Below are 23,314 nucleotides of genomic sequence, written 5' to 3'. Positions count from 1 at the left end.
TCTGCTATGAAACTCGTCTATCTCGATAACGCCGCCACCACGCCGGTCGATCCAAGAGTCAAAGGGGCCATGCTGCCGTATCTCGAGGATCATTTCGGCAACCCGTCGTCCGTCCACTCCGCCGGGCAAGCCGTCCGTCACGCCGTGGAGGAGGCCCGCGGCAGCGTCGCCGCCCTCATCGGCGGCCGCGCCGATGAGATCTATTTCACCAGCGGCGGCACCGAGGCCGACAACTGGGCTTTGAAGGGTACCGCCTGGGCTAAGTCCGACAAGGGCAATCACATCATCACCACCTCTGTTGAGCACCATGCCGTCATCGAGGCCTGCCACTATCTCTCGAAACATGGCTTCGAGATCACTCTATTGCCGGTAGATAGATATGGCATGGTCGACCCCGAGGATGTGAGTAAAGCCGTCACTCCCAAAACCATTCTTATATCAGTAATGCACGCCAATAATGAGATCGGCACCATCCAGCCGGTGGCTGAGATCGGCAAAATTGCCCGCGAGCGCGGCGTCCTATTTCACGTCGATGCCGTCCAGACGGCCGGCCACCTGCCGGTCAACGTCAACAGCCTGAACGCCGATATGCTGTCGGTTTCCGGCCACAAGCTCTACGGGCCCAAGGGTACCGGAGCCCTCTACATCAGAAAGGGCACCAGGATTGACTCGCTGCTCTCCGGCGGCAGTCAGGAGCGGGGCAAGCGCCCTGGCACGGAGAATGTGCCCGGTATTGTCGGCTTCGGCAAGGCGGCGGATATCGCCAGAACGGAAATGGCCGCCGAGACCGAAAGACTGTACCTGCTCCGCGACCGTCTGTCGTCGGAGCTGCTGGATCGTATTCCGGACAGCCAGCTTAACGGCCACCCTGCCGTGCGCCTGCCCAACAACGTCAACATCTCGTTCAGCTACGTCGAGGGTGAATCTCTGGTCCTCAATCTGGACTTCGAGGGCATTTGCGCCTCCACCGGCTCGGCCTGCAGTTCGTCGTCCCTGGAACCGTCGCATGTCCTCCTGGCCTGCGGCAAGATCGCCGAGGAGGCTCACGGCTCGCTGCGCTTCAGCCTGGGCAAGTTCACCCGGGATTCGGATATCGACGCCGTCATCGAAGCCCTGCCCCGTATCGTGAAAAAACTTAGAGCCATGTCCCCCCTGGCCCCCAGGGCGGCGGCTCGATAGGAGATTTCCATGACCCATTCCGGACCGGCCGCCTACAGCCCCCTGGTTATCGACCACGTTAAAAATCCGCGCAATATCGGCGAAATGGACCGTCCCGACGGCGTCGGCAGGGTGGGCAACCCTGTCTGCGGCGACGTCATGGAGCTTTACATCCGGGTCAAGGACAGGATTATCACCGACGCCTCCTTCAAAACCTTCGGCTGCGGCGCCGCTATCGCCACTTCTTCGATGGTGACGGAGATGGTCAAAGGCAAAACCGTTGATGAGGCGCTGGAGATCTCCAACAAGGCCGTCGCCGAAGCCTTGGGCGGCCTGCCGCCGGTCAAGATGCACTGCTCGGTGCTGGCCGAGGAAGCCCTCAAAAAGGCTGTCGAAAACTACTACGAGCGCCGCGGCGAAAAGCCGCCGTTTGGGACGGCGGTGAAGGAGCATCACCACTAAGCGCCGATAAACCGGAAGGGAGTCTGAAAAATCGGTATGACCGAAACGACCGAACCATACGTGACGGAGCAAAACATCGGATCCAGGGCCGCTAAGTGGCTGGAGCGGGTTGACCCCTACAACTGCCACGTCATGGAACTTAAGCCCGGGGACAGCGCCCTTTTGGTCATCGACATGCAGAATTTTTTTCTTGATCCGGCGTCTCCTTCCTTCACCTGCGGCGGGACTGCCATCCTGCCGGCGGTGAAACGCCTGGTAGCGGCCTTCCGCCGCGCCAGCCGCCCGGTCATTTTCACCCGCCACGTTCATCATCCCTCTAATTTGGATTCAGGCATCATGCAGTGGTGGTGGGAAGGAATGTGCCTTGAAGGCAGCCCGGAGAGTGAAATCCACCCGGAGCTGGCCCCGCTGCCGAACGAAAAAGTAGTGCTGAAACACCGCTACTCAGCTTTTTACAACACCGATCTGGAAACCGTCCTTCGCTGCCTGAAAGTTGAGGATCTGGTAATTACCGGCGTCATGACCAATATGTGCTGTGAATCCACTGCCAGGGATGCCTACTTCAGAGATTACCGGGTCTTTTTCCCGGCCGACGCCAATGGTTCGATCAACGAAGATATGCATCTGGCCAGCTTGATAAACCTGGCCTTCGGATTCGCCTATGTCACTTCCTCCGGATCGATCGTTTCACGGATCGCTCCCGATGCCAGCCATGGCAAGAGTTGAGGTTGACCGGGTTGTCAGGCTCCATGCCGATTTCACGGGGCGTCGCGCGGGTGCCCGTGATGTTTCCCGGATTTCGATAACAACAGTTATAATGTTCTGATGGCATCTGTGCCCCCGAAACTTGAAAAACGCATCGGTCTCAGTCAGGCGGTCTTAAGCGGTCTGGGCGTAACCATTGGCGCCGGCATATATGTCCTGATCGGCGCCGGCGCCGGCAGTGCCGGCAACGCGGTTTGGCTTTCATTCGTCATCGCCGCCGTGATTTCCGGCTTTACCGCCCTGTCTTACGCCCGCCTCGCCCGGTTCAAGCCGGTCAATGCCCCGGAGTTTCATTATGTCAAGTTAGCCTTCAACCAGCGGCTGGGTTTTTTAGCCGGCTGGCTGATTCTATGGTCCATGGTCGTCTCGGCGGCGGTGGTCTCTCTGGGATTCGCGGGCTACCTTCAACAGTTCATTGACTTCCCGGCCGCCGCCATCGCCGCGGCACTGGTCGGCCTGTCCACGCTGATCATCCTGATCGGCACCCGCCAATCGATGGCGCTCATGGGCATCCTCACGGCGGTGACTGTGTTCGGACTGGTAGCGGTGATCGTGATCGGGGTGCCTCACCTCGGCTCGGTGGACCTGCTGGAGGCGCCAAAGGGTTTGACCGGGGTTTTCGGCGCCGCCGCCCTGGTATTTTTCGCCTACCTCGGGTTTGAAACCATGGCCAACCTGGCCGGTGAGATGAAGGATCCCGGCCGGGACCTGCCCAAAGCCATGCTCCTGGTGCTGGCTGTCAGCGTGGTGTTTTATGTCCTCGTCGCCCTGGCCGCCGTCAGCGTCCTGGGTTGGGAAGCCCTGAGTTCGTCCAGCGCGCCTATGACCGATGTTTTCAGGCTCGGGCTCGGTTCCTCTTCGGCCGGCGCCATCACCATCATCTCTATGGCTGCCACCGGCAGCACCGCCTTTTTTCTCCTGCTCTCAGCGTCGAGGGCGGTCTGGGAGATGTCTTGTTACGGCGTTCTGCCGCTGCCGTTCTGTACCATCGGTCAACGCCGGACGCCTTGGGTCGCCATCGTTGGGGTAGGTCTATTTTCCATCATATTCATCCTCATAAGAAACATAGAGACTGTGGCTTTGTTTACCAATATAGCCGTGCTCCTGGCTTTTACCGGCATCAACGCCGCGGCCATCCGGCTGTCGAAAACCATTGGCAAGGCAGCTAATTCGAAACCGCGGGCCTGGGAGAGGATTACGCCGGCGGCCGGGATCGCTGCCTGCCTGTGGCTGGCATGGAATACGGGGACCGCCGCCCTGTTATTCGGTGGAATACTGGCTGCCGCCGGGCTGGTTTATTACCAGGCCTTTGTCGCCCGGGCATGGAGCAGCCGTCCGGATCGGGACGAATCACCGCCGTAGCCCCCGGTATCAGTCCCGCCATTCCCGATTCTGCCTGATTAATTGCCTCGCGTCATTGAAATCGCTTACAATAGGAGTATCTCAGGAACATCAGCGGCAACTTTTTCTGGAACGTTTTGAACGGGGGAACTAATGGGGACAGCAATCGACTATCAAAAGGTGATGAGTGAAATCGTCTGGATCAATCTGCCGGGGCCGGTGGAACCCAGCCCGTCCATGTCCGGCGGCGAACTGCTTCACGGCTTTCTGGCTGGATTGAATAACGCCCCTGATCCGGTGACCAGAGAGTTCATCAACCACCTGTGCGTGACCTGGAACGTTCATTTCCGCGGTCCGCAAAAGTAATCAGCGGTTAATTGTCACCCGGCTGAGTGATTCGGCGCCGTTGAAATGCGCGGGCGCCGGGCAAATCCGGTTACTCAACCCCTGCCGGGCCGGCGTGCCTGTGCCTGAATTGAGTTTCATACAGCCGCGCGTATAATCCGCATCTGGCCATCAACTGGTCGTGTGTCCCCTGCTCGACAATGCGGCCGCGGTCAACTACCAGGATCAGATCCGCGGCCAGTATCGTCGACAGCCGGTGAGCGATAACGATGCTGGTCCTTCCGGCCATTACCCGTTTCAGCGCGTCCTGGATCAGGGCTTCCGATTCCGAATCGAGGGAACTGGTCGCTTCATCCAGCACCAGGATGCGGGGATTTTTCAGGATCACCCTGGCCAGGGCTAAACGCTGCTTTTCACCGCCGGACAATCGATAGCCGCGTTCTCCGACCACCGTATCGTAGCGCGCCGGCAAACCCATGATGAAATCATGGATATTGGCCGCCCGCGCCGCCTCTTCTATCTGGATTTGGGTGGCGTCGGGCCTCGCATAAAGCAGGTTCACCTGGATGGTATCGTGAAAAAGGTATGTTTCCTGGGTCACCATGCCGATTTGCGCCGAAAGGGAATCGAGCGTCACGTCCCGCAGGTCATGCCCGTCGATAAGGATCCGGCCGCCGATGGGATCGTAAAGGCGCGGGATCAGGTAGGTTAAAGATGTTTTACCGGCGCCCGACGGGCCTACCAGCGCCACCAGCTGCCCGGGCTCGGCGCGGAAGGACACCCGGTCCAGCACCAGTTCCCTGGCCTGGCTGATTTTTTCCCGTCCGTCCGCCGCCGGTTCGCCGCCGGGCTTGACCGCGCCTGACAGCACCGCGCCGACATCGTTCATGTCGCCGACCCGCCTGACGTCTTTGAGCAGGCTGTTTTCGTTGACATTGTACTTGAAGCTCACATCCTGGAATTCCAGAACGCCGCGCACATTCTCCAGCGCCGCCGCCTGCGGCCGGTCGGCGATCTCGTGAGGCAGGTCGATGACTTCAAACACCCTCTCGAAGCTGACCATGGAGGTCGCAAAATCCACGGGGGCGTTGGTCAGGTTCTGCAGCGCGTTGTACAGGCTGGCCAGTAAAGCCGCCAGGGCCACGATGGTGCCGATGGTCAGCGCGCCTTCGATCACCAGGTAGCCGCCGACGCCGTAAACCAGGGCGACGCCGATCGAACTGATCAGGCCGATGCTGACAAAGAAGACCATGCCGGTCACCGCCCGGCGGACGCCGGCGTCCCTCACCGCGCCGGCTTTTTCCTTGAACCGTTCGTCCTCGTTTGCCGCCCGCCCGAAAAGTTTAACCAGCAGGGCACCGGAGATATTGAGCAGTTCGTGCATCACCGCGTTCATCCGGGCGTTCAGGCTCATCTGCTCCCGGGCGACCCGCTGGAGACGCCGCCCGAGGCTGCGCCCCGCTGTCAGCAGCAGCGGCAGGATGACAATCGAAAGTAATGTCAGCCGCCACTCCAGAACGAACATCACCGAAAGTACGGCCACCGTTTGGATGAAGCTGGCGACGATGCTGACGAAAGTATTGGAGATAGCCGTCTGGGCGCCCACCACGTCGTTGTTCAGCCGGCTCATCAGTTCGCCGACGCGGGTGTTGGTAAAAAAATTGAGGGCCATCCGCTGTAAATGGGCGAACAGCGCTACCCTGAGGTCGTAAACCACGCCTTCGCCGACAGTGGCGTTAAGGCGGCGCTGCCATACCGTCAGCCCGCTGCTTAATATCGGCACCAGTACCAGGCCGCCGACCAGCAGCCACAGGCGATCCATGTTGCCTTCAGGCAGCGTATTGTCAATCAGATCTTTTAAAATCAGCGGCGTCAAGAGCGAAAGGCCGGAAATCGCCATGGTGATGAGAAGCATCCCGGCGATCAGGCCTCGGTACGGTCTGGCGTAGCCAAGTACCCGCCGCACCAGGCCGCGACTAATGCGGGGTTTGATATCCGGGCTATCATGCCCTGCCCACGGAAAGCCGTGCACCATTGACATTATGAGTTCACCTTTGGAATCTGTTGATTTGGAACTGGCTTGACGGCTTTATGTTAGCACAATTACCGCTTGAGCCGCTCCACCGAAGCGCTGTCATTGCGAGCGCCGCAGGCGCGCGGCAATCTATTATCCCCTCGCCCGCCGCCCGGCGGGAGAGGGTAAGGTGAGGGCGCAGCTGACAATCTTTCTTCTTAAATATATTTTCCCGAGGGTGCCGAAAACGACAAAAGTCGCTTGACAGCCGCAATGAACACCCGTGCTATAATATCCGCCCATGAACCCCAACTTTTCACCCGGAGTCCGCCTTTCCCGACCGCTTGACGGAGCGGTATTATTGTTTTGTGTCCATACCATGCTGAATTCGAATGCTCGAAGGGTTGTCTGCATCGCAGGTGAGGCGTTTATTTCCAAAACCGACGAATATCGAATCCAATCGTGCCGGTGCGGCGGTTTGAACGCGGACAGCGGAATCGTTTGGGCAAAAATATATTATTATGCGAAGATTCAAAAACAAATTAGTCTGCTGAAAGCTCACCTCAAACGTGCTAGAATACGGAAAAATCCGGCAAGGAACATCGATGATCGCTTCGCTCAATGGTAAAATCGCCCTCCTCGGCGCCGATTGGGCGGTGATCGATGTCGCCGGCGTCGGTTACAAGGTCTTTCTCACCTCAGCCGCGTTGTCGCAAATACAGAACGCCAAAGAGGTAAGGCTCTTCACCCACCTCCAGGTCCGCGAAGACGCCCTGACCCTTTTCGGTTTCACCACCTTCGAGGACCTGAGTATTTTCGAGACTATGCTGGGAGTCACTGGCATCGGCGCCAAGCTGGCTTTGTCCTTGCTCTCGGCATTTAAGGCAGAAGAACTCGCCGCCATCATTGCCACCGGCAACGAGGCCATGCTCTGCACTGTCTCAGGCATCGGCAAGAAAACGGCGTCTCGCATTATTCTTGAACTTAAGGATAAGGTTTCGCGCGCCTGGGCGGCCGTGCCGCAATCCCTGGCTGGAACCCAGGACGCCGAGGTTTTATCAGCCCTTGCGGCTTTGGGCTACACCCAGGCTGAAGCAGCTCGGGCGGTGGTCGGGTTGCCCCGGGACACCACCCTGTCCGTGGAAGAAAAGATACGGCTCGCCCTGGCTGGTTTAGGCACAGCGTAGCCAGATAGGAAGGCCAAATGGCGCATCATGAAATATGTGCCCGCTGCGAAGGTTCCGGGCAGATCGGCTGCCCGGATTGCCGCGGAACCGGGATCATCACCCACCCTGGTGATTTTGAAGAAGAGCGCCGGACCTGCCCAGCCTGTAAAGGCACCGGTAAAAACCGCTGTCATGCCTGCTCAGGCACCGGCACCGTGAAATTCGACAGTTAAACCCTTAGACTCTAAGTTCCCCCGATCCAGTGGGTGAGAGCCGATTTGCGAGCCCGTGTCTGATGTTTAAAAGGATGCACAATGGAGAAAATCGATTTTAAAAAAACTCTGAAGTATCTTTTTAACGCCCCGATGGAGCCGGTCTTCGTAGAAGTCCCTGAAATGAATTACCTCATGGTCGACGGCCGCGGCCGGCCGGATAGTTCGGATGCCGCTTGTGCCATCGGGGCTGTCTACTCCGTGGCTTACACGATCAAGTTCATGGTAAAGAACGCCGGATTGCTCGATTTCGGAGTCCTGCCGCTGGAAGGCTTATGGTGGTCCGACGATATGGCTGACTTCACCAACGGCAATAAGGACGACTGGCAGTGGACCTATATGATCATGCAGCCAAGTTTAGTGAATCGGCAGATGGTCGAAAAAGCCGTCGCCGAGGTCCGGCGTAAAAAGAATCCCGCCGCTATCGGTCGGGTCAAGTTCGAAGCGCTGGCAGAAGGACGGTCAGCCCAGATGATGCATATCGGCCCCTATGCAGATGAAGGGCCGAATATAGCCAAACTGCACCGGTTCATTTCTGAAACCGGCTACGCCTTCGACGGCAAAAAGCGGAAACACCATGAGATATATCTTTCGGATCCGGCACGCACCGCGCCGGAGAAAATGAAAACCATTATCCGCCAGCCGGTCACTTAACGGATCTAACCTGAAACCGGCGCCGGTTTTATATCGTTGGGTCTAGTCAGACTCATTGATATTGGCCTTTAGTTATATTACAATGGCCGGTAAGAACCATAACCGGCGAGAGCGAGGATAATATGGCCAAGACGCGTATCTTGATTGCCGATGACCACGCGGTGCTCCGCGAGGGCATGCGCCGCCTGCTGGAGCAGGAGAAGGACATGGAGGTTGTCGGCGAAGCCTCCGATGGAGAGGAAGCCGTCCGCTTCGTAGATGAGATGAAGCCGGACGTTGTCCTGATGGATATCGTGATGCCCAAGCTCACCGGCGTCGAAGCTACCAAACTGATAAAAAAAGCCAATCCGTCTACCTGCATCCTCATTCTGACCGCCTACTCTGACATTCGTTATATCCTTGGGCTGCTTGAGGCTGGAGCCAGCGGCTACCTCTTGAAGAGCGCCCGTGCCGACGAGATTGTCGGCGCCATCCGGGCTGTCCGAAGCGGCGAATCGGTGCTTGATTCCATGGCAACCCGCAAGCTTCTGGAGCGGGTCGTCAACTTGTCCAAGGAAACGCCGGAGGACAAGAGCCGCGGCCAGTTGTCTCCCCGGGAAATCGAGATCCTCCGCCTGGCAGCCCGCGGTATGAGCAACCGCGATATTGCTGAAAAGCTGGAACTGTCGATGCGTACCGTCAAAGCGCATCTGTCAAATATCTTCAACAAGATGCGCTGCAGCTGCCGCACCGAGGCCATCGTCAAGGGCTTCCGGGAAGGTTACGTCACCCTTGACGACGTGCCTCAGGGCATCGAGAACTATGAAAAAGAGAAAATCTAGCCTCCCCGACCAGGACTACCGCTACTTATTCGAAAACGCCTCTGACGCCATCTGGGTTCAAGATCTGGACGGGCGGATCCTTTACGCCAACAGGGCTGCCGAGCGGCTTACCGGCTACGATCAGGATGAACTGCTTGATCAGGATGTCGGCAAGTTCCTGCCGGACGCTCATTCTCATGATATCGCCAGGGAAGTCCGCCGCCGACTGCTGGCAGGAGAAGACTTTCACCAGCCTTATGAGCAGCGCATTGTCCGCAGGGACGGTTCGCTGGCGATCTGGCGCATGGCCAGCTCACTCGTGATCACCGAAGGCGAGGTCACCGGATTCCAGCATATCGCCCGGGATGTGACCGCTGAACGGCAGCTCCAGGACAATATGCGTTTCTATGTCCAGGAAGTCCTCCGCGCTCAGGAGGATGAACGCAAACGCGTCGCCCGGGAACTCCACGACGAAGTATCGCCTTCCCTGCTGCTTCTCATCCAGCGTATAGACGCCATTTCAAGCAACAGCCGCCTCAAGCTGTCCGAAGTGATGAAGCAAAAGATGGAAGACCTGAGAGTCCAGACCGTCGAAGCGTTGGAGAGCACCAGGCGCATCGCCCAGGACCTGCGGCCGCGCATCCTGGACGACCTGGGACTCATTGCCGCGTTGGAATGGATGGCCGACAACCTGATCAAAAAACACGGTATTGAAGCCAAGGTCATCATCGTCGGGCGGGAGCAGGCGCTGTCCTCGGAGGTGCAGCTACTCCTCTTCCGCATCGCCCAGGAGGCCCTGAACAACGTCCGCAAGCATTCGGACGCTTCCCAGGTGGAAATCACCGTCACTTTCGGGGAAGAGAAAACCGTTGTGTCTATCGCCGACAATGGCAAGGGCTTCTCAGTGCCGCTGCGCATCAGCGACCTGGCTGCCGGCGGTAAGTTGGGGCTGGCGGGCATGCAGGAACGCGCCCAGCTGATCGGCGGGCATGTTGACCTCAAAAGCGATCCCGGGCACGGTGCGGTGGTCACTGTCGAAGTGCCCAATCAGGGCAACCGCTGCGAAATGCCGACGCCGTCTCAAGAGCTGGAGCGCCGTCTGAGAAGCTAGCTCTTCAGCCTCTTAAGCTTGTCCTCAAGGGCTTCAAGCTTGGCTTTCTCCTTGGCTACGACTTGAGGCGGCGCCTTCGCCAGGAAATCAGGGTTACCCAGCATCGCCGAAAGGCGGGCAACCTGACTTTCGGTTTCGGCCAGTTCTGTGGCCTGGCGTCTCGACTCCGCCTCCTGGTCAATCATACCGGACAGCGGCAGCACGACTTCGAGGTCTTTCAGTACCAGCACAATACGCGCCGTATCGCTCTCGCCGACGAAGCGGTCAGCAATAATCTCAAAGGGTCGCACCCTGGCCAGCGTTTCGATGGCCGCCTTGTAGCAGTCAAGAGGCGCTTTCTGCTCCCCGGCATGGATCTCCGCAGCGATCCACCGCCCGGCTTCCACCTTGTGCTCGGCCCGGACGTTGCGGATAGCCCGGACAGCCTCGATCAGCCCCTCGACGAAAGCCTCGGCGGCGGCATCCACGGCCGCCTCATCCGCTTTCGGGTAGGGAGCGACCATGATGGATGCGGGCGGGTTCGTTAAGTACTTCCGCAGGTGCTGCCACAGTTCCTCAGTGACGAAAGGCATGAAGGGATGCAGCAGCCGCAGCGACTCATCCAGGACTTTTAAGAGCACCGGCAGCGGAGAGGGCAAGGTCCCGGCTTGCAGCCTGATCTTGGCCAGCTCTATATACCAGTCGCAGAACTCGCCCCAGATGAAGTCGTGGACGGTTCTCTCGGCCTCGCCGAACTGGAAGTCCTCCATGTATGCCGCCACCTGGGAGATGGTGCGCGACAGGCGGGAAAGTATCCAGCGGTCCTCGGCCGGTAGGTCACGCGGGTAGACCGGCGGCACCCCTTCGGCCTTGGTCAGGGCGGCGATGACGAAGCGCCCGGCGTTATGGAGCTTGTTGGCGAAGTTGCGCCCGGCTTCCAGCCGGTTCTCCGACAGTTTGATGTCGTTGCCGGGCGAATTGCCGGTGGTGATGCCGAATCTGAGGGCGTCGGTGCCGAATTTATCTATCAAAGCGAGCGGGTTCAGCACGTTGCCCTTGACTTTGGACATCTTCTCGCCCTTTTCGTCGCGGATGAGGCCGTGGAGATACACCGTGTCGAAGGGAATCTTGCCGGTATTTTCGAGACCCATGGTGATCATCCGGGACACCCAGAAGGTTAAAATGTCGTAGCCGGTCTCCATGACGGCGGTGGGGTAGAAATACTCGAGGTCCGCGGTCTGCTGCGGCCAGCCGAGGGTAGAGTGAGGCCACAGGCCGGAAGAGAACCAGGTGTCCAGCACATCCGGGTCCTGCTCAATGTCCGTCGAGCGGCACCCGGTGCATGCTTCTGGAAAATCGACTGAAACGACTACCTCGCCGCAGGAGCGGCAGTACCATACCGGGATGCGGTGGCCCCACCACAGCTGGCGGGAGATGCACCAGTCACGGATGTTCTCCATCCAGTTGAGATATTGTTTGATGAATCTTTCGGGCAGGATCTTTATCCGGCCGGAAGTGACCGCCTCGATGGCGGGTTTGGCCAGGCCTTCCATCTTGACGAACCACTGGCGGGAAGCCAGCGGCTCGGTCACGGTGGCGCAGCGCTGGCAATGCCCCACCGAATGGCTGTAATCCTGAACCAGCGCCAGTAATCCCATCCGGGCCAGTTCTTCGGCGATGACTTTGCGCGCCGCGTAGCGGTCCATGCCGGCAAAACGCCCGGCGTTCTTGTTGAGTGTCGCATCGTCATTGAAGATGTTCAGCAGCGGCAGATTGTGCCTCTGGGCGATATCGAAGTCAGTAGGGTCATGAGCCGGGGTGGTCTTGACCGCGCCGGTGCCGAAGGTCATGTCAACCACCGAATCGGCGACGATGGGGATCTCGCGGTCCACGAGCGGCAGCAGCAGAGTCCTGCCGACCAGATCCCGGTAGCGCTCATCGTCCGGGTGGACCGCCACGGCGACGTCGCCGAGCATTGTCTCCGGCCGGGTCGTCGCCACGGTGACGAAGCGCGTCGGGTCGTCGGCCAGAGGGTACTTGATGTGCCACAGGTGGCCGGCTAAATCCTTGTGATCAACCTCGAGGTCGGAGATAGCGGTGTGGCAGCGGGGGCACCAGTTGATGATGCGCTCGCCGCGATAGATGAGGCCTTTGTCATAGAGGTTTTTAAACGTCGTCCGCACCGCCAGGCTGGGACCTTCGTCCAGGGTGAAGACCTCGCGGTCCCAGTCGCAGGAGGCGCCCAGCTTCATGTGCTGCTTTCTGATAGTATCGCGGCAGGAGTTGGCCCACTCCCACATCCGCCGGGTGAAGGCCTCGCGGCCCAGGTCGTACTTGGTCTTCTTCTCTTTGGCCAGCATGCGCTCCACCACCACCTGGGCGGCGATGCCGGCATGGTCAACGCCGGGCAGCCACAGGGCGGGATCGCCCTTCATGCGGTGCCAGCGGATCATGATGTCCTCAAGAGTGGCGGTCAGGGCATGGCCCAGGTGCAGTTCGCCGGTGACGTTGGGGGGAGGCATGATGATGACGAAGGGTTTCTTGTTCCGGTCAATGGCGGGCTTGAAGTAGCCCTGCTCCATCCAGAACTTGTACCACTTTTCTTCCACCTGGGAGGGGTCATAGGCTTTGGGGAGTTCAGGAGAGGGAATATCGGTCATCAGGTTGTCCTTGAAGTAATAGTGACTGGTATTCTAGCACTTTCAGCCATCAGTTTTCAGTTGAAGGGGGCGATTTGTTTTTGATTCCGACCCAAAAAATGTGTTTTCACCGGGACGATTCCACTGACCGCGTTCAAACCGCCGCAGCGCACGATTGGGTTCGATATTCGTCAGTTTTGGAAACAAACACCTTCCTGCGATGCGGAATACCCTTCGAGCATTCGAATTCAGCATGGTGCCAGCATTAAACAAAAAAACCGGCTCCGTCAAACGGCGGGGAAAGGCGGACTTTGGGGCGATAGTTTGGGGTCATGGGCGGATATTATAGCACGGGTGTTCCCTATTCTGTCAAGGGAGTTTTGTCGTTTTTGGTGACGGACATTAGGAGGTAAGAGAATATTTTCTAAACTACGAAATAATTCAGAACGTCCGTATGTTCAGGGGGATCATTGCCATCCCATGGGTATTTTTTGGCTAGATAATCCCGCAGCCAAGGTTGAGTCTTCCAGTCCCAACTAAGATGGCAATGCTGCAAAGTGTGATACCGGCGATTGCTAGCCCACGGTCCTTGTTCCTGCTCAAGCCAATTGCGCTGAATATCAAGCCAATGATCGCGAAAGGTATGTTCAGCCAGTTGAACCAGCCCAGGAACGGGATCAAACCCAACAGAAAACCAAGGAACGCCAGGATGCCGATAACAAATCCTGCTATGCTCATCTCTTCAACTCATATTCATTAAACATGTTTTTTAAGTAGTTTAAGGAACTCTCGATCTGTAGATACGATTTTATCAAGCGTACCTATCTTCCCAGAATTGAAAATTACGAGATGACGGCCGTCGTATCCGCATTTCCCGATTGTGTTGTATGGGGGACGATATTCATCAATAAGGCTGCATTCGACATCGAAAATGCGACTTTGTGAAATTTTATTTCCTTCGGGAAGGGTTACGGTTCCGAATGCAATAAGCAATTTACCTTTGACTTTATCAAGCCATTCCCGTTCATGCTGCCTCAAGCGTTTCCCGAAGGTCTGCCAGTAAGTTTCACCGATGTATAATAGTTTTTGGGGTGCTGAAGAAGTCGTCTCATAAATAGCATATATTCCAAAATCATCTAGAGATTCAGCCTTTGTTTTCACCGCCCCGATTGAATAATAGCCCTTCCAATCAATTTTGCACCACTCCATGATCATCTCCTCAAGCTTATAGGAAAGCGGGGATCGCGTCCCTTCAATGCATGGGTGTATATATAAGCTCAATAAAAATGAGATTATAATTCTAGGGATTAAATTCTAACCTTACCCGAACCACCACAATTGCTGCAAGGGACTTTTACTGTGGCGCCAGTGATCCGGGGCATATTGGGATCGGGTACACGTACCATGCCGCTCCCATTGCACACTTTGCAAGGAACGATGATCGACATTTTCCACGCCTCCGTTTTAGATTATCGAATCATAAATCGAAATAATGAGAAAGCCATCAATTGCGGTGCTTTTTACTCTCGTTATGCTCTTTCAGAGTAGTATGTTCTTCATGGGTAATTTCACCACTCTCAGCATCTGTGACTGTTTGATCCCATGTGCTCGGTTTCTTTTCTCTATCAATCGTGATGATCTCTCTTACGCCTTTTGTAAGTTTTGAATCTGCGCTTTTCTTATGTCGATTGACTTCCTCATGGATTGTACCTTTGCCAACTCGTTTATGTTTCATCTTCATGTCGGTGCTGACTGATATCCCAGACTTTGCTGAAACAGAATAGTCCTTTTTCGAAGAGCCGCATTTTGGACACACCCTAACTCCCTCATAAAGGATTTCACCACAATTTCCGCATTTAATCACGGTGGTCATATTCCCTCCATGAGGTACTCGACGAACGCAATTTTCGCGTTGAAAACAGGCACATGGTAAATTATACCCCATGGGTCAAGCCAATCCTGCGTCGAAAGTTCAAACCCGCTATTATCCCCCTGAGATGCTGCCGCTTATCTATTGCTTCGCCTGTATCCAAGTTGTGCTCACAGAAGACGATCAAGCCGAGGAAGTATTTCAACGAATTATAGAAAGCTATCGGTTTCCAGATGTAAAAATGGGATTCGAAATCCTCACGGCAAATATTCCTGAAGGGTATGACTTATTAAACACGGTAATGCAAAACAGCAACATTGACTCAGCGAATTGCCACGCGCTGCCGGCGCTCGCAATGACAGTGGCGGAGATAATTGAACCAGGAGTCCCGGATGCTCTACAATCACCCGGCATTAAATCATGAGGTGGCGACTTGAGCAGAGAAATCATTCATACCGATAAAGCACCTAAAGCCATCGGCCCCTATTCCCAGGCGGTGAAAGCCGGAAACCTGGTATTCACCTCCGGTCAGTTGCCGATCAACCCGGCGACCGGGGAGATTAAAGGCGACATGACCGCCCAAACGCGCCAGACGCTGGAAAACCTGAAGGCGGTGATCGAGGCGGCGGGCGGGACGCTTCAGGACGCGGTCAAGGCGACAGTGTTCATCACCGATCTCAAGGAGTTTGCCGCGATGAACGCGGTCTACGCCGAATTTTTCCCGAACCGGCCTCCGGCCAGGAGCACCGTCGAGGTCTCCGGGCTGGCCAGGGGCGCCCTGGTGGAGATAGAGGCCGTGGCGGTTATCGGAGACAGGGAATAGCCATGCCGACCTACGAATACGATTGCCCGACCTGCCAATCCAAATACGAAGTTACCCGCAAATTCAGCGAAACCGGCGGCGGCACCTGCCCGAAGTGCGGCGGCGAGGGGCGCAGGGTGTATTGCGCGCCGTACCTGGTGTTCAAGGGCCCGGGCTTCTACGTTACGGACAGCCGGACCGAGAAAGACCCTGAACTGGAACACCGCCAGAAGGAAAAAGAAGCCGCCGAAAAAGCCGAAAAAGCGGCCGCGGAGCCGGAAGCCAAGAAGACCGAGCCGGATGCCGGTGGCAGTAAACCAGCCGCGGCCGAGAGTAAAAGCCCGGCGGCGCCGGAAAAATAACGGCGAAAGCCCAAGAAAAACTATCACCATGACATCAAGCGCCGGCGGCCTGGTAATAAGAAAAGAACGGAAAAAGGATTTCAGAGCAGTCGAAAACCTGGTCCGCGAGGCGTTCTGGAACCGCTATATCCCGGGCTGCAGCGAGCATCTGGTGCTCCATAACCTCAGGAAACACGCCGATTTCATACCCGAACTCGACCTCGTCGCCGAAATGGACGGGAAGATGGCGGGGCAGATTGCTTTCAGCCGGGGCGCCATCAGAGACGACCGGGGCGAGGAAAAAAAAGTTATCAGCTTCGGGCCGGTGAGCGTACTGCCGGAATTCCAGACACAGGGCGTCGGCAGCGCCTTGATACGGCATGCCCTAAGCCTGGCGCGGGACATGGGTCATACCGCTGCCTGCATCTACGGCGACCCGAGATATTACAGCCGTTTCGGCTTCAGGTGCGCCGAAAAGTACGATATCAGGACATCCGACGGTAAATTCGCCGCGGCCCTGCTGGCACTGGAGCTGCGGCCGGGGGCGCTAAGGGGCGCGCCGGGCCGGTTTATCGAGAGCGGCGCGTTTGCCATTGATGAAGCTGAACTTATGAAGTTCGACGCCCGGTTCCCTCCAAAGGACAAAGCCGAAACGGAGTCGCAGCGGGAATTCATGACCCTGGTCAGCCTCAGGTACTGACGCTGACCGGAAGCAGGCGGCTAGAACAGGTCATCCGGCGCGGGCTCAGCCGGGGCCTCCGATTTCACCGCGCCGGTCTCCGGCCGGGGGCGGCGGGCGCGGCGGGGGTTGAGCGCCCGGATGAAGTATTGGCAGCCGATGACGAGGTCATCCTTGGCCAGGCGGCAGCGGCAGGGGAACTGGTTGCGGTTGCAGACGTCGCAGAGTATCTCTGAGCCGCCGGTCAGACCATCCACCATCAAAACACCTCACACCACACCCACTAAATTGTGCCAATTGTATGGCAGAAACCGCCGCCGGGCAAGAATTATTTTTCCAGTTGACATATTATTTTTTAGCTGCGGCCGGCGGCTGATTTAACCTTGCGCGCCGCTTGTGCTATCATTACGTAAATTAGCGAGGCGAATGCAAACATATGAAACTCGGTGCCGGGGAACTCCTCCTGGTCGTGCTCATCATCGTGATTCTGGTGGCGCTGTCGCGCGCCAAGAAAACGGTCCAGGACGTCAAAAGGGAAACCGAGGCGGCGCGTCCGGCCCGCAAAGCCGTCCCGGCTAAACCGCCGATCAAGTATCCCCAGCTCCAGCTTTTAGGCATCCTGGTGATGCTGGTAGGCGTGGCCATGGCCGCCATCGGCTACCTGCTCCAGGAGGGGGTCATCTCCACCCTGTCGGTGGCGGGTATCGCCGTCCTGGTCTTCGGCATCGCCTTCATCATCCTGGCGCGCCGCCGGTAGCGCGCCGCCGGCCGGGAAACCGGAGCGCGAGCAAACACTATGATTTTCAACCGCATCGGCATTATTTATCATCCGCTTAACAAAGCGGCTTTCGACCTGGGCCAACAGATTTCCGATTACCTCCAGGGTTCCGGCGCCGACTGCTGGCTGGGCTCCGCCTGGGAGAGCGACCAGCTTAAACAGCGGATGGACGGCACCGAGCTGGTCATCACCACCGGAGGCGACGGCACCATCCTCCGCGCCGCCCAGGCGGTGCTGCCGCTGGATATCCCCATCGCGTCGGTCAATCTGGGCAAGCTGGGTTTCATGACCGAGATACCGGCCGACGAAGCCATGGTCCAGCTGCAGCGCATTTTCGGGGGCGAAGGCTGGGATGACTGCCGGTCAGTCCTCGAGGTCAGCCTGGCTTCCGGCGGCCGGCCGGAGCAGCAATTCCTGGCGGTCAACGACGTGGTGGCGGCGCGGGGCGGCATCGCCCGGATCATTTGCGTCGAGTGCCGGATCGGCGACGCCCATTTTGCTACTTTCAAGGGCGACGGCGCGCTGGTGGCGACGGCCACCGGCTCCACCGGCTACAACTTCGCCGCCGGCGGCCCGGTGCTGCATCCCGATTCTACCGATATGCTGCTGACGCCGATATTGCCCCACCTGGGGCGAAGCTACAGCCTGGTGGTCACCGGGGACAAGACGATCGGGATGAAAGTGTCCACCAATCACCAGGCGACGCTGTGCATCGACGGGCATATCAACGTCGAGCTCAAGACCGGAGATGTCATCCAGGCGCGTACCAGCGGCCGCCGCCTGCGGTTTATCAGGCTGCGGCCGGAAAACTCCTTCTACGCCGAACTGGACCACAAATTGAAAGGCAACAGACTGACATGAAAGTTGAAAAAGCCACCATCAAGGACGTAACCCAGATACATAAACTGGTCAATTCCTTCGCCGAGAGGGGCGCCATGCTGGCGCGGCCGCTTTCAGAAATCTACGAAAATATCCGCGATTTCTTCGTGGTGCGGGAGAACGGCCTGGTGGTGGCCTGCGCCGCGCTGCACATCTCCTGGGCCGACCTGGCCGAGGTCAAGTCGCTGGCGGTCGAATCATCCCACCAGCGGCAGAAATTCGGCAGCGCCCTGGTCAAGGCTTGCCTCAAGGAAGCCCGGGAACTGGGCATCAGCACCGTGTTCTGCCTGACCTACCAGCCGGTGTTTTTCTCCACCTGCGGCTTCAGAGAGGTTGAAAAGAAGGAACTGCCGCACAAGGTCTGGGGCGAGTGCTACCGCTGCCCGAAATTCCCCGACTGCGATGAAAGCGCCATGACTTTCAGCATCCCGGCGGCGGTCAATGCCTGAAAAAATAATCTCCAGCCGCACGGCTTTCAGCGGGCATTTCCGGGTGCGCCAGGACACCATCCGGACGGGCGCCAGGATAAGTACGCGCGACATCGTCGAATACCCCTCAGCGGTGGCGATGATAGCCGTCGATAACAGCGGCAGGATTATCCTGGAGCGGCAATACCGCCATGCCGCCGGGCGCGAATTGCTGGAGATACCGGCCGGCGGCATCGATCCCGGCGAGACGCCGGAAGCGGCGGCCTGCCGCGAGATGCAGGAAGAGACAGGCTACCGGCCGCGGCGCGTTGAAAAACTTACCAGCTTTTATTCGGCGCCGGGTTATTCCACCGAGCTATTGCACCTTTACCTGGTGAAGGACCTTGTGGAGGACCGGCTGACGGCCGAGGACAGCGGCGAGATCACCCTGGTGCCGGTGTCAAAGGAAGAAGCGCTCAAGCTTATCGCCGAGGGACAAATCATAGACGGCAAGAGCATCGCCGGGCTGCTGTTCTATTTTAACCTGAGATAGCTCCCCCGAAATCATCTTTCGTCATTCTTACGATAACCCGGGCAAGAGCCCCAGCGCCCAGTAGGCCGCCATCCCCAGCACCACCGACCCGAAGAGGTTTCTAACCTTCCAGGCGAACAAAAGCACCGCCGCGGCGGAAAGTAACAGCCGCGGCTCGGCGCCGACCGCTCCGCCATCGCCGGCGAAGACCGCCGGGAAGACCAGCGCTGACAGCACCGCCACCGGCACGTACTCTAAGAAGACCTTTGCCCGGTCCGGTATCGTCAGACGGCTGACCAGGACCATCGGCAGGAACCGCGGCAGAAAAGTCACCGCCGCCATTCCCAGAAACAGCAGCAGCATTTCAGGCCGCATCGGTTTTCACCTCCGCCTCGATCGGAGCGGGCTGCCGCGGCGACAGCCACAGACCGGCCAGCGGCGCCGCCGCCGCCGCGGCCAGGATAAACAAATTGTTGGGCATGAAACCCTTGAAGACGAGCGCTAGCCCCCCGGCGGCCAAAGCCACAGCCAGATGAGCCCGGCTCTTGAGCTGGAGCACCAGCAGGCAGATGAAGAGCGCCGTCATGGCGAAAGGGATGCCGAAGGAGGCGCTGTCGATGAGCGAGCCGAACACGGCGCCGATGACCGAACCGGACAACCAGGCGGTGTAGGCCGTCGCCTGAAGGGCGATGAGGTATGTCGGGCGGCCGGCGATCTTTGACGTGTCATGCATGGCCACGGCGAAGGATTCATCGGTGAGGAAGGCAGACAGCAGGACGAGTTTGTTCATCGACTGACCCTTGAAAAACGGAGCGATGGCCGAGCTCATCAGCAGGTGGCGCAGGTTGACGGCGAAGGTGGTCAGGATAATCGGCAGCACACCGGCGCCGGAAGCCAGCATGCCGACGGCGATGAACTGAGACGCGCCGGCGAAGACGAAAAAGCTCATCGCCCCGGTCTCCAGCGCCGACAGCCCGGCGGCGCGGGCCAGCACGCCGTAGGCGATGCCTACCGGCAGGTAGCCCAGAACGACAGGCAGGGCGGCCTTGATGCCTTGGCGGATGTCTCTAGTCAATTAAAAGCTCTAAGGTAACGCCGTGGAAGGGCAGCGCTGAGGCAACATCGGCGGCCGGCCTAAAACCGCAGCTGTCATAGAGGCGGCGGGCGGCATCCAGGCCGTCCATAGTCCACAGCCAGGCGGTCTGGTATCCCGCCCGGCGGCAAAAGTCCAGGGCGCGGGTCAGCAGTTCCCGCCCGATGCCGCGGCCCTGGCAGGCCGGATCCACATGGAACCAGCGCAGCCGGGCGCCGGGACGCTCCGCCGGGGCGCCGACGACGGCGATGTAACCGACGAGGAGATTATCGATGTGGGCTGAAAGCAACAGGTCGCGGCCTTCGGTGTAGGTATCGTGGAAGTCGCACATCTGGCGGGCCATCATCACCTCGAAGGAAACGCCGGGCCGCGCCCAGACGACATCGTAATACTCACCCTGCATCTGGATCATGCGGCCGAGATACCCCGGGCGGAAGCCTTCGATGAAAGTCGCAGATGAATCAGCCATAGTTACCGGGACAACCCGCCCTATCCAAGTTCCCCCGAAAGCTGCCGCCCGCCCAGAAGGTGGAAGTGGAGGTGCTGGACGACCTGGCCGCCCTCTTTGCCGGAGTTGACCGTTACCCGGTACCCTTTTTCAGAGATACCCTCTGAATGGGCGAGATCATTAGCCAGGTCAAAGACATAAGCGACCAGGCCGAAATCATCGCCGCGGATATCGCTCAAAGAGGCAATATGCTTCACCGGCACGATCAGTACGTGTGTCGGGGCCTGGGGGCGGATATCACGGAAAGCAATAACCTTGTCATCTTTATGTAAAATATCCGCCGGAATAGTCCCGGCGGCGATCTGGCAGAAAATACAGCTCATTTTTGGTTCTCCTTCTATATTCGCGGGGCTTTGAGATTCGACTCTTATCGCCCATGTCAGAATAGCACGCTATTTAGAACGATAACGAGCCTGCCCGATTTTGAACTGGTCGCTGCCCTGGGCGTCAATGGCGACAACAGCCGGAAAATGCTCCACCTCAAGCTTCAATACCGCCTCGGCGCCGAGGTCATGGTAAGCCACAACCTCCGCCGATTTCACTCTCAGGGAGAGCAGCGCCCCGGCGCCGCCGATGGTTGCCAGATATACGGCGCCGTGTTGTTTAATGGCTTCGGCGACCTGCGGCGAGCGTTCGCCTTTGCCCATCATTACCCGGAGGCCCCCTTCAATAAGGCGCGGCGTGTATTTGTCCATGCGGGCCGACGTCGTCGGGCCGCAAGAACCGATGATCTGTCTCGGACGAGCCGGCGAAGGACCCATGTAATAAATCACCGCCGTTGCAAGATCAATCGGCAGGCTCTCACCGCGGTCGAGCGCCTCGATGAAGCGTTTGTGGGCCGCGTCGCGGGCGGCGTAAATGGTGCCGGAGAGCAGCACTCTGTCGCCGGCTTTAAGCTCGGCGATAGTCTGAGCCGGCATGGGCAGTCTTATCCTGCGCCACTCGTTCACAGCACCGCCTCCTTGTGGCGGGCGCTGTGGCACTGGAGGTTGACCGCCACCGGCAGGCTGGCGATGTGGCAGGGCATGCTCTCGATATGCACGGCCATGGCGGTAACGCTGCCGCCCAGCCCCAGCGGCCCGATGCCCAACCTGTTGACCTTCTCCAGGATTTCCCGCTCGAGCGCGGCGGCGTCGGCCTCCGGGCTGGGCTTTCCGACCTTGCGCAGAAGCGAGCGCTTGGCTAAAAGCATAGCTGCCTCGGCGGTGCCGCCGATGCCAATGCCGATAATGAGGGGCGGGCAAGGTTTGCCGCCGGCTTCCTCAACGGCGCGTACGGCGGCCTCGATGACGCCGCCCCGGCCTTCGGCCGGCTTGAGCATGTAGAGGCGGCTCATGTTCTCGGCGCCTGACCCCTTGGCCATCAGGCTGATCTTAATTTCATCGCCCGGAACGACGCGGTAATGAATGACCGGCGGGGTGTTGTCGCCGGTATTAGTACGCTCGGTGAAGGGGCAGGCGACCATCGATTTGCGCAGATAACCTTCACCGTAGCCTTTGCGGACGCCGTCGACAATCGCCGTTTCGAGGTCGCCGCCGGTGACGTGAACCTCCTGCCCGACATCGACGAAGACCACGGCCACGCCGCAGTCCTGACAGAGCGGCTTGCGGTGCGACATCGCCTGGTGGACGTTTTCAATGATCATTTCCAGCATTTCACGGCCGAGCGAGGATTTTTCAACATCATGCGCCCGGGTTAGAGCCACCAAAACGTCGGGCGACATTTCATAATTGGCTTCCTCGGCAAGGCGGGCGACGGCGGCGGTGACGGCGACGGCCTGGATTTCACGCATGGGGTATATTATAGGGCAGAGTGGAAGGGGCTGTCATTGGGATGACTGCACTTCAAGATTAGTTTGCCTGAACTTCTATCTTTTGCGATAGGTTTTTCAAAGAAATGGTGTATTCACCAGGGAACGGAAAGGCTATCATGAAACTGACAGGACCTCTTTGTCCCGGACTGATATACCCTTGATTAAAGGCGCGGACGACACCGTCAATCTTGATTTCAAACATAACCAACCCTGCGATATCCCCCGTGTGTTCGACGAAGAAAATGACTTTATGCATCCTATCAGTGGCGATAATAGCATCTTCAAACATAATATCCGTAACTTGCCAGGTATCGATCTTGGGCGAATCAGCTACCTGAGCGTATACCGGGAAAGCAGACGGTAGAGTGGCAACGGCGTAAGGCTGCGGACCGAGGTGTTCGCCGCTGCGGATGTAAAGGAACGCGGTCGAGACAAGCACCATGGTCACCAAACCAGTTATGATAAAGGAGGGCTTGCTAAGCTTGCCACCTTTTCCTTCATTAGCCTCGCTAGCGCGGCCGCTTCTGAAATTCACCGACACCTGGGCGATCAAACCGATAATGCTCCAAATAAAGGTGGCCATAAAAAACCCAATCTGCGGTTGGCGGAAGACCCAGGGCACCGTCGAAGAAACGAAGAAGGAATGGGTGTTTCCGAACCGTTGGAGGGCTTCGAGGCTGATCTGCTCGGCTATCGGCGCGGAAAGGAAGTTGAAGCCCCACCATAACTCCGACCCCGGCATGAACACCGATGAGATCAATCCTGCACCTAAACCGAACAAGGCGCATGCGGTAAAAACGCTTATCCCCCTGGGCATGCCAAGCATGTCCAGAATGCGGATGTTACCGAAAATAAAGAGGATATAAAACGGGATGTAGATAAGCATCGAGCCTGACCCGTCTATAT

31 protein-coding genes are annotated in these 23,314 nt (G+C 58.1%); 18 read left to right on the top strand and 13 right to left on the bottom strand.

The genetic code is table 11. The features are described 5' to 3' along the window. Positions 1-6 precede the first annotated feature (6 nt). The 5 genes from nifS to DEALK_RS05430 all read left to right on the top strand — a co-directional run bounded on the left by nifS (position 7) and on the right by DEALK_RS05430 (position 4,092). Positions 7-1,179 (top strand): cysteine desulfurase NifS, encoded by a 1,173-nt coding sequence (nifS, locus tag DEALK_RS05450; RefSeq protein WP_058439280.1) that lies wholly within the window; start codon positions 7-9, stop codon positions 1,177-1,179. Positions 1,180-1,188: 9 nt separating this feature from the next. Further along, positions 1,189-1,620, top strand: coding sequence for a Fe-S cluster assembly scaffold protein NifU (gene nifU / locus DEALK_RS05445; protein WP_058439279.1), 432 nt, complete (start codon positions 1,189-1,191; stop codon positions 1,618-1,620). Between the two features lie 36 nt (positions 1,621-1,656). Beyond that, positions 1,657-2,346 (top strand): cysteine hydrolase family protein, encoded by a 690-nt coding sequence (locus DEALK_RS05440; protein WP_058439278.1) that lies wholly within the window; start codon positions 1,657-1,659, stop codon positions 2,344-2,346. 99 nt (positions 2,347-2,445) lie between these two features. Then, entirely contained in the window at positions 2,446-3,747 is a 1,302-nt protein-coding gene (locus DEALK_RS05435) for an APC family permease (protein ID WP_058439277.1), read from the top strand. Positions 3,748-3,879: 132 nt separating this feature from the next. Then, positions 3,880-4,092, top strand: coding sequence for a hypothetical protein (locus DEALK_RS05430; protein ID WP_058439276.1), 213 nt, complete (start codon positions 3,880-3,882; stop codon positions 4,090-4,092). Between the two features lie 70 nt (positions 4,093-4,162). On the opposite strand, the gene DEALK_RS05425 is transcribed toward DEALK_RS05430, so the two are convergent. After that, positions 4,163-6,112, bottom strand: a complete 1,950-nt coding sequence (locus DEALK_RS05425) for an ABC transporter ATP-binding protein (protein ID WP_058439275.1) — start codon at positions 6,110-6,112, stop codon at positions 4,163-4,165. Between the two features lie 578 nt (positions 6,113-6,690). On the opposite strand from DEALK_RS05425, the gene ruvA reads away from it, so the two are divergent. From ruvA to DEALK_RS05400, 5 genes are all read left to right on the top strand, one after another. After that, entirely contained in the window at positions 6,691-7,272 is a 582-nt protein-coding gene (ruvA, locus tag DEALK_RS05420) for a Holliday junction branch migration protein RuvA (RefSeq protein WP_058439274.1), read from the top strand. A gap of 17 nt (positions 7,273-7,289) precedes the next feature. Beyond that, a complete protein-coding gene (locus DEALK_RS05415) occupies positions 7,290-7,484 on the top strand; it encodes a zinc finger domain-containing protein (RefSeq protein WP_058439273.1) in 195 nt (64 codons plus the stop codon). 81 nt (positions 7,485-7,565) lie between these two features. After that, on the top strand, positions 7,566-8,177 hold the full coding sequence (locus DEALK_RS05410) for a GyrI-like domain-containing protein (RefSeq protein ID WP_058439272.1): 612 nt from the start codon (positions 7,566-7,568) through the stop codon (positions 8,175-8,177). A 122-nt stretch (positions 8,178-8,299) separates the two neighbouring features. Next, the gene (locus DEALK_RS05405) at positions 8,300-8,998 is read left to right on the top strand and encodes a response regulator transcription factor (protein WP_058439271.1); all 699 of its coding nucleotides are present in this window, start codon (positions 8,300-8,302) and stop codon (positions 8,996-8,998) included. After that, positions 8,979-10,088 carry a sensor histidine kinase gene (locus DEALK_RS05400; RefSeq protein WP_065128705.1) on the top strand — a complete coding sequence of 370 codons (1,110 nt, stop codon included), beginning with the start codon at positions 8,979-8,981 and terminating at the stop codon, positions 10,086-10,088. The genes DEALK_RS05405 and DEALK_RS05400 overlap by 20 nt, the downstream gene beginning before the upstream one ends. On the opposite strand, the gene DEALK_RS05395 is transcribed toward DEALK_RS05400, so the two are convergent. From DEALK_RS05395 to DEALK_RS05380, 4 genes are all read right to left on the bottom strand, one after another. Next, complete coding sequence (locus tag DEALK_RS05395) at positions 10,085-12,727, bottom strand: valine--tRNA ligase (RefSeq protein ID WP_058439270.1); 2,643 nt, start codon at positions 12,725-12,727, stop codon at positions 10,085-10,087. The genes DEALK_RS05400 and DEALK_RS05395 overlap by 4 nt on opposite strands. 474 nt (positions 12,728-13,201) lie before the next feature. After that, complete coding sequence (locus DEALK_RS05390) at positions 13,202-13,444, bottom strand: hypothetical protein (RefSeq protein WP_058439269.1); 243 nt, start codon at positions 13,442-13,444, stop codon at positions 13,202-13,204. A gap of 18 nt (positions 13,445-13,462) precedes the next feature. Continuing rightward, positions 13,463-13,915, bottom strand: coding sequence for a GIY-YIG nuclease family protein (locus DEALK_RS05385; protein WP_058439268.1), 453 nt, complete (start codon positions 13,913-13,915; stop codon positions 13,463-13,465). A gap of 295 nt (positions 13,916-14,210) precedes the next feature. Further along, positions 14,211-14,579, bottom strand: coding sequence for a zinc ribbon domain-containing protein (locus DEALK_RS05380; protein ID WP_058439267.1), 369 nt, complete (start codon positions 14,577-14,579; stop codon positions 14,211-14,213). 70 nt (positions 14,580-14,649) lie between these two features. On the opposite strand from DEALK_RS05380, the gene DEALK_RS05375 reads away from it, so the two are divergent. From DEALK_RS05375 to DEALK_RS05360, 4 genes are read left to right on the top strand one after another with little or no spacing between them, the layout of a single operon-like run. After that, the gene (locus DEALK_RS05375) at positions 14,650-15,000 is read left to right on the top strand and encodes a hypothetical protein (protein WP_058439266.1); all 351 of its coding nucleotides are present in this window, start codon (positions 14,650-14,652) and stop codon (positions 14,998-15,000) included. A gap of 9 nt (positions 15,001-15,009) precedes the next feature. Further along, on the top strand, positions 15,010-15,399 hold the full coding sequence (locus tag DEALK_RS05370) for a RidA family protein (RefSeq protein ID WP_058439265.1): 390 nt from the start codon (positions 15,010-15,012) through the stop codon (positions 15,397-15,399). Between the two features lie 2 nt (positions 15,400-15,401). Further along, entirely contained in the window at positions 15,402-15,740 is a 339-nt protein-coding gene (locus DEALK_RS05365) for an FmdB family zinc ribbon protein (protein WP_058439264.1), read from the top strand. Continuing rightward, on the top strand, positions 15,685-16,419 hold the full coding sequence (locus DEALK_RS05360; protein ID WP_186007580.1) for a GNAT family N-acetyltransferase: 735 nt from the start codon (positions 15,685-15,687) through the stop codon (positions 16,417-16,419). Before DEALK_RS05365 ends, DEALK_RS05360 begins: the two co-directional genes overlap by 56 nt. Before the next feature lie 20 nt (positions 16,420-16,439). Here the strand turns inward: DEALK_RS05360 and DEALK_RS05355 are convergent, their stop codons facing one another. Then, positions 16,440-16,658 (bottom strand): hypothetical protein, encoded by a 219-nt coding sequence (locus tag DEALK_RS05355; protein WP_058439262.1) that lies wholly within the window; start codon positions 16,656-16,658, stop codon positions 16,440-16,442. Between the two features lie 176 nt (positions 16,659-16,834). Here DEALK_RS05355 and DEALK_RS05350 point away from each other — a divergent pair, with 176 nt between their 5' ends. Genes DEALK_RS05350 through DEALK_RS05335 form a run of 4 tightly spaced genes read left to right on the top strand, consistent with a single transcriptional unit; the run spans position 16,835 to position 19,015 of the window. Continuing rightward, the gene (locus tag DEALK_RS05350) at positions 16,835-17,155 is read left to right on the top strand and encodes a hypothetical protein (protein ID WP_058439261.1); all 321 of its coding nucleotides are present in this window, start codon (positions 16,835-16,837) and stop codon (positions 17,153-17,155) included. A gap of 39 nt (positions 17,156-17,194) precedes the next feature. Further along, on the top strand, positions 17,195-18,037 hold the full coding sequence (locus DEALK_RS05345; protein WP_244881582.1) for an NAD(+)/NADH kinase: 843 nt from the start codon (positions 17,195-17,197) through the stop codon (positions 18,035-18,037). After that, positions 18,034-18,504 (top strand): N-acetyltransferase, encoded by a 471-nt coding sequence (locus DEALK_RS05340; RefSeq protein ID WP_058439260.1) that lies wholly within the window; start codon positions 18,034-18,036, stop codon positions 18,502-18,504. Before DEALK_RS05345 ends, DEALK_RS05340 begins: the two co-directional genes overlap by 4 nt. Continuing rightward, the gene (locus DEALK_RS05335; protein ID WP_058439259.1) at positions 18,497-19,015 is read left to right on the top strand and encodes an NUDIX hydrolase; all 519 of its coding nucleotides are present in this window, start codon (positions 18,497-18,499) and stop codon (positions 19,013-19,015) included. Before DEALK_RS05340 ends, DEALK_RS05335 begins: the two co-directional genes overlap by 8 nt. Before the next feature lie 27 nt (positions 19,016-19,042). Here DEALK_RS05335 and DEALK_RS05330 read toward each other — a convergent pair whose 3' ends face one another. The 7 genes from DEALK_RS05330 to DEALK_RS05300 form a co-directional block, all read right to left on the bottom strand. After that, complete coding sequence (locus tag DEALK_RS05330) at positions 19,043-19,369, bottom strand: AzlD domain-containing protein (RefSeq protein ID WP_058439258.1); 327 nt, start codon at positions 19,367-19,369, stop codon at positions 19,043-19,045. Further along, a complete protein-coding gene (locus DEALK_RS05325; protein ID WP_058439257.1) occupies positions 19,359-20,069 on the bottom strand; it encodes an AzlC family ABC transporter permease in 711 nt (236 codons plus the stop codon). Before DEALK_RS05325 ends, DEALK_RS05330 begins: the two co-directional genes overlap by 11 nt. Then, on the bottom strand, positions 20,062-20,556 hold the full coding sequence (locus DEALK_RS05320) for a GNAT family N-acetyltransferase (protein WP_058439256.1): 495 nt from the start codon (positions 20,554-20,556) through the stop codon (positions 20,062-20,064). The genes DEALK_RS05325 and DEALK_RS05320 overlap by 8 nt, the downstream gene beginning before the upstream one ends. A gap of 20 nt (positions 20,557-20,576) precedes the next feature. Further along, positions 20,577-20,918, bottom strand: a complete 342-nt coding sequence (locus DEALK_RS05315) for a histidine triad nucleotide-binding protein (RefSeq protein ID WP_058439255.1) — start codon at positions 20,916-20,918, stop codon at positions 20,577-20,579. A gap of 69 nt (positions 20,919-20,987) precedes the next feature. Next, a complete protein-coding gene (locus DEALK_RS05310) occupies positions 20,988-21,545 on the bottom strand; it encodes a Fe-S-containing hydro-lyase (RefSeq protein ID WP_083496362.1) in 558 nt (185 codons plus the stop codon). Beyond that, a complete protein-coding gene (locus DEALK_RS05305) occupies positions 21,542-22,387 on the bottom strand; it encodes a fumarate hydratase (RefSeq protein ID WP_058439254.1) in 846 nt (281 codons plus the stop codon). Before DEALK_RS05305 ends, DEALK_RS05310 begins: the two co-directional genes overlap by 4 nt. A gap of 58 nt (positions 22,388-22,445) precedes the next feature. After that, on the bottom strand, positions 22,446-23,294 hold the full coding sequence (locus tag DEALK_RS05300) for a hypothetical protein (RefSeq protein WP_058439253.1): 849 nt from the start codon (positions 23,292-23,294) through the stop codon (positions 22,446-22,448). Positions 23,295-23,314 lie beyond the last annotated feature (20 nt).

This window comes from Dehalogenimonas alkenigignens (genome assembly GCF_001466665.1).
GTDB lineage: Bacteria > Chloroflexota > Dehalococcoidia > Dehalococcoidales > Dehalococcoidaceae > Dehalogenimonas > Dehalogenimonas alkenigignens.
This window is presented reverse-complemented; position numbering and strand designations above follow the sequence as displayed.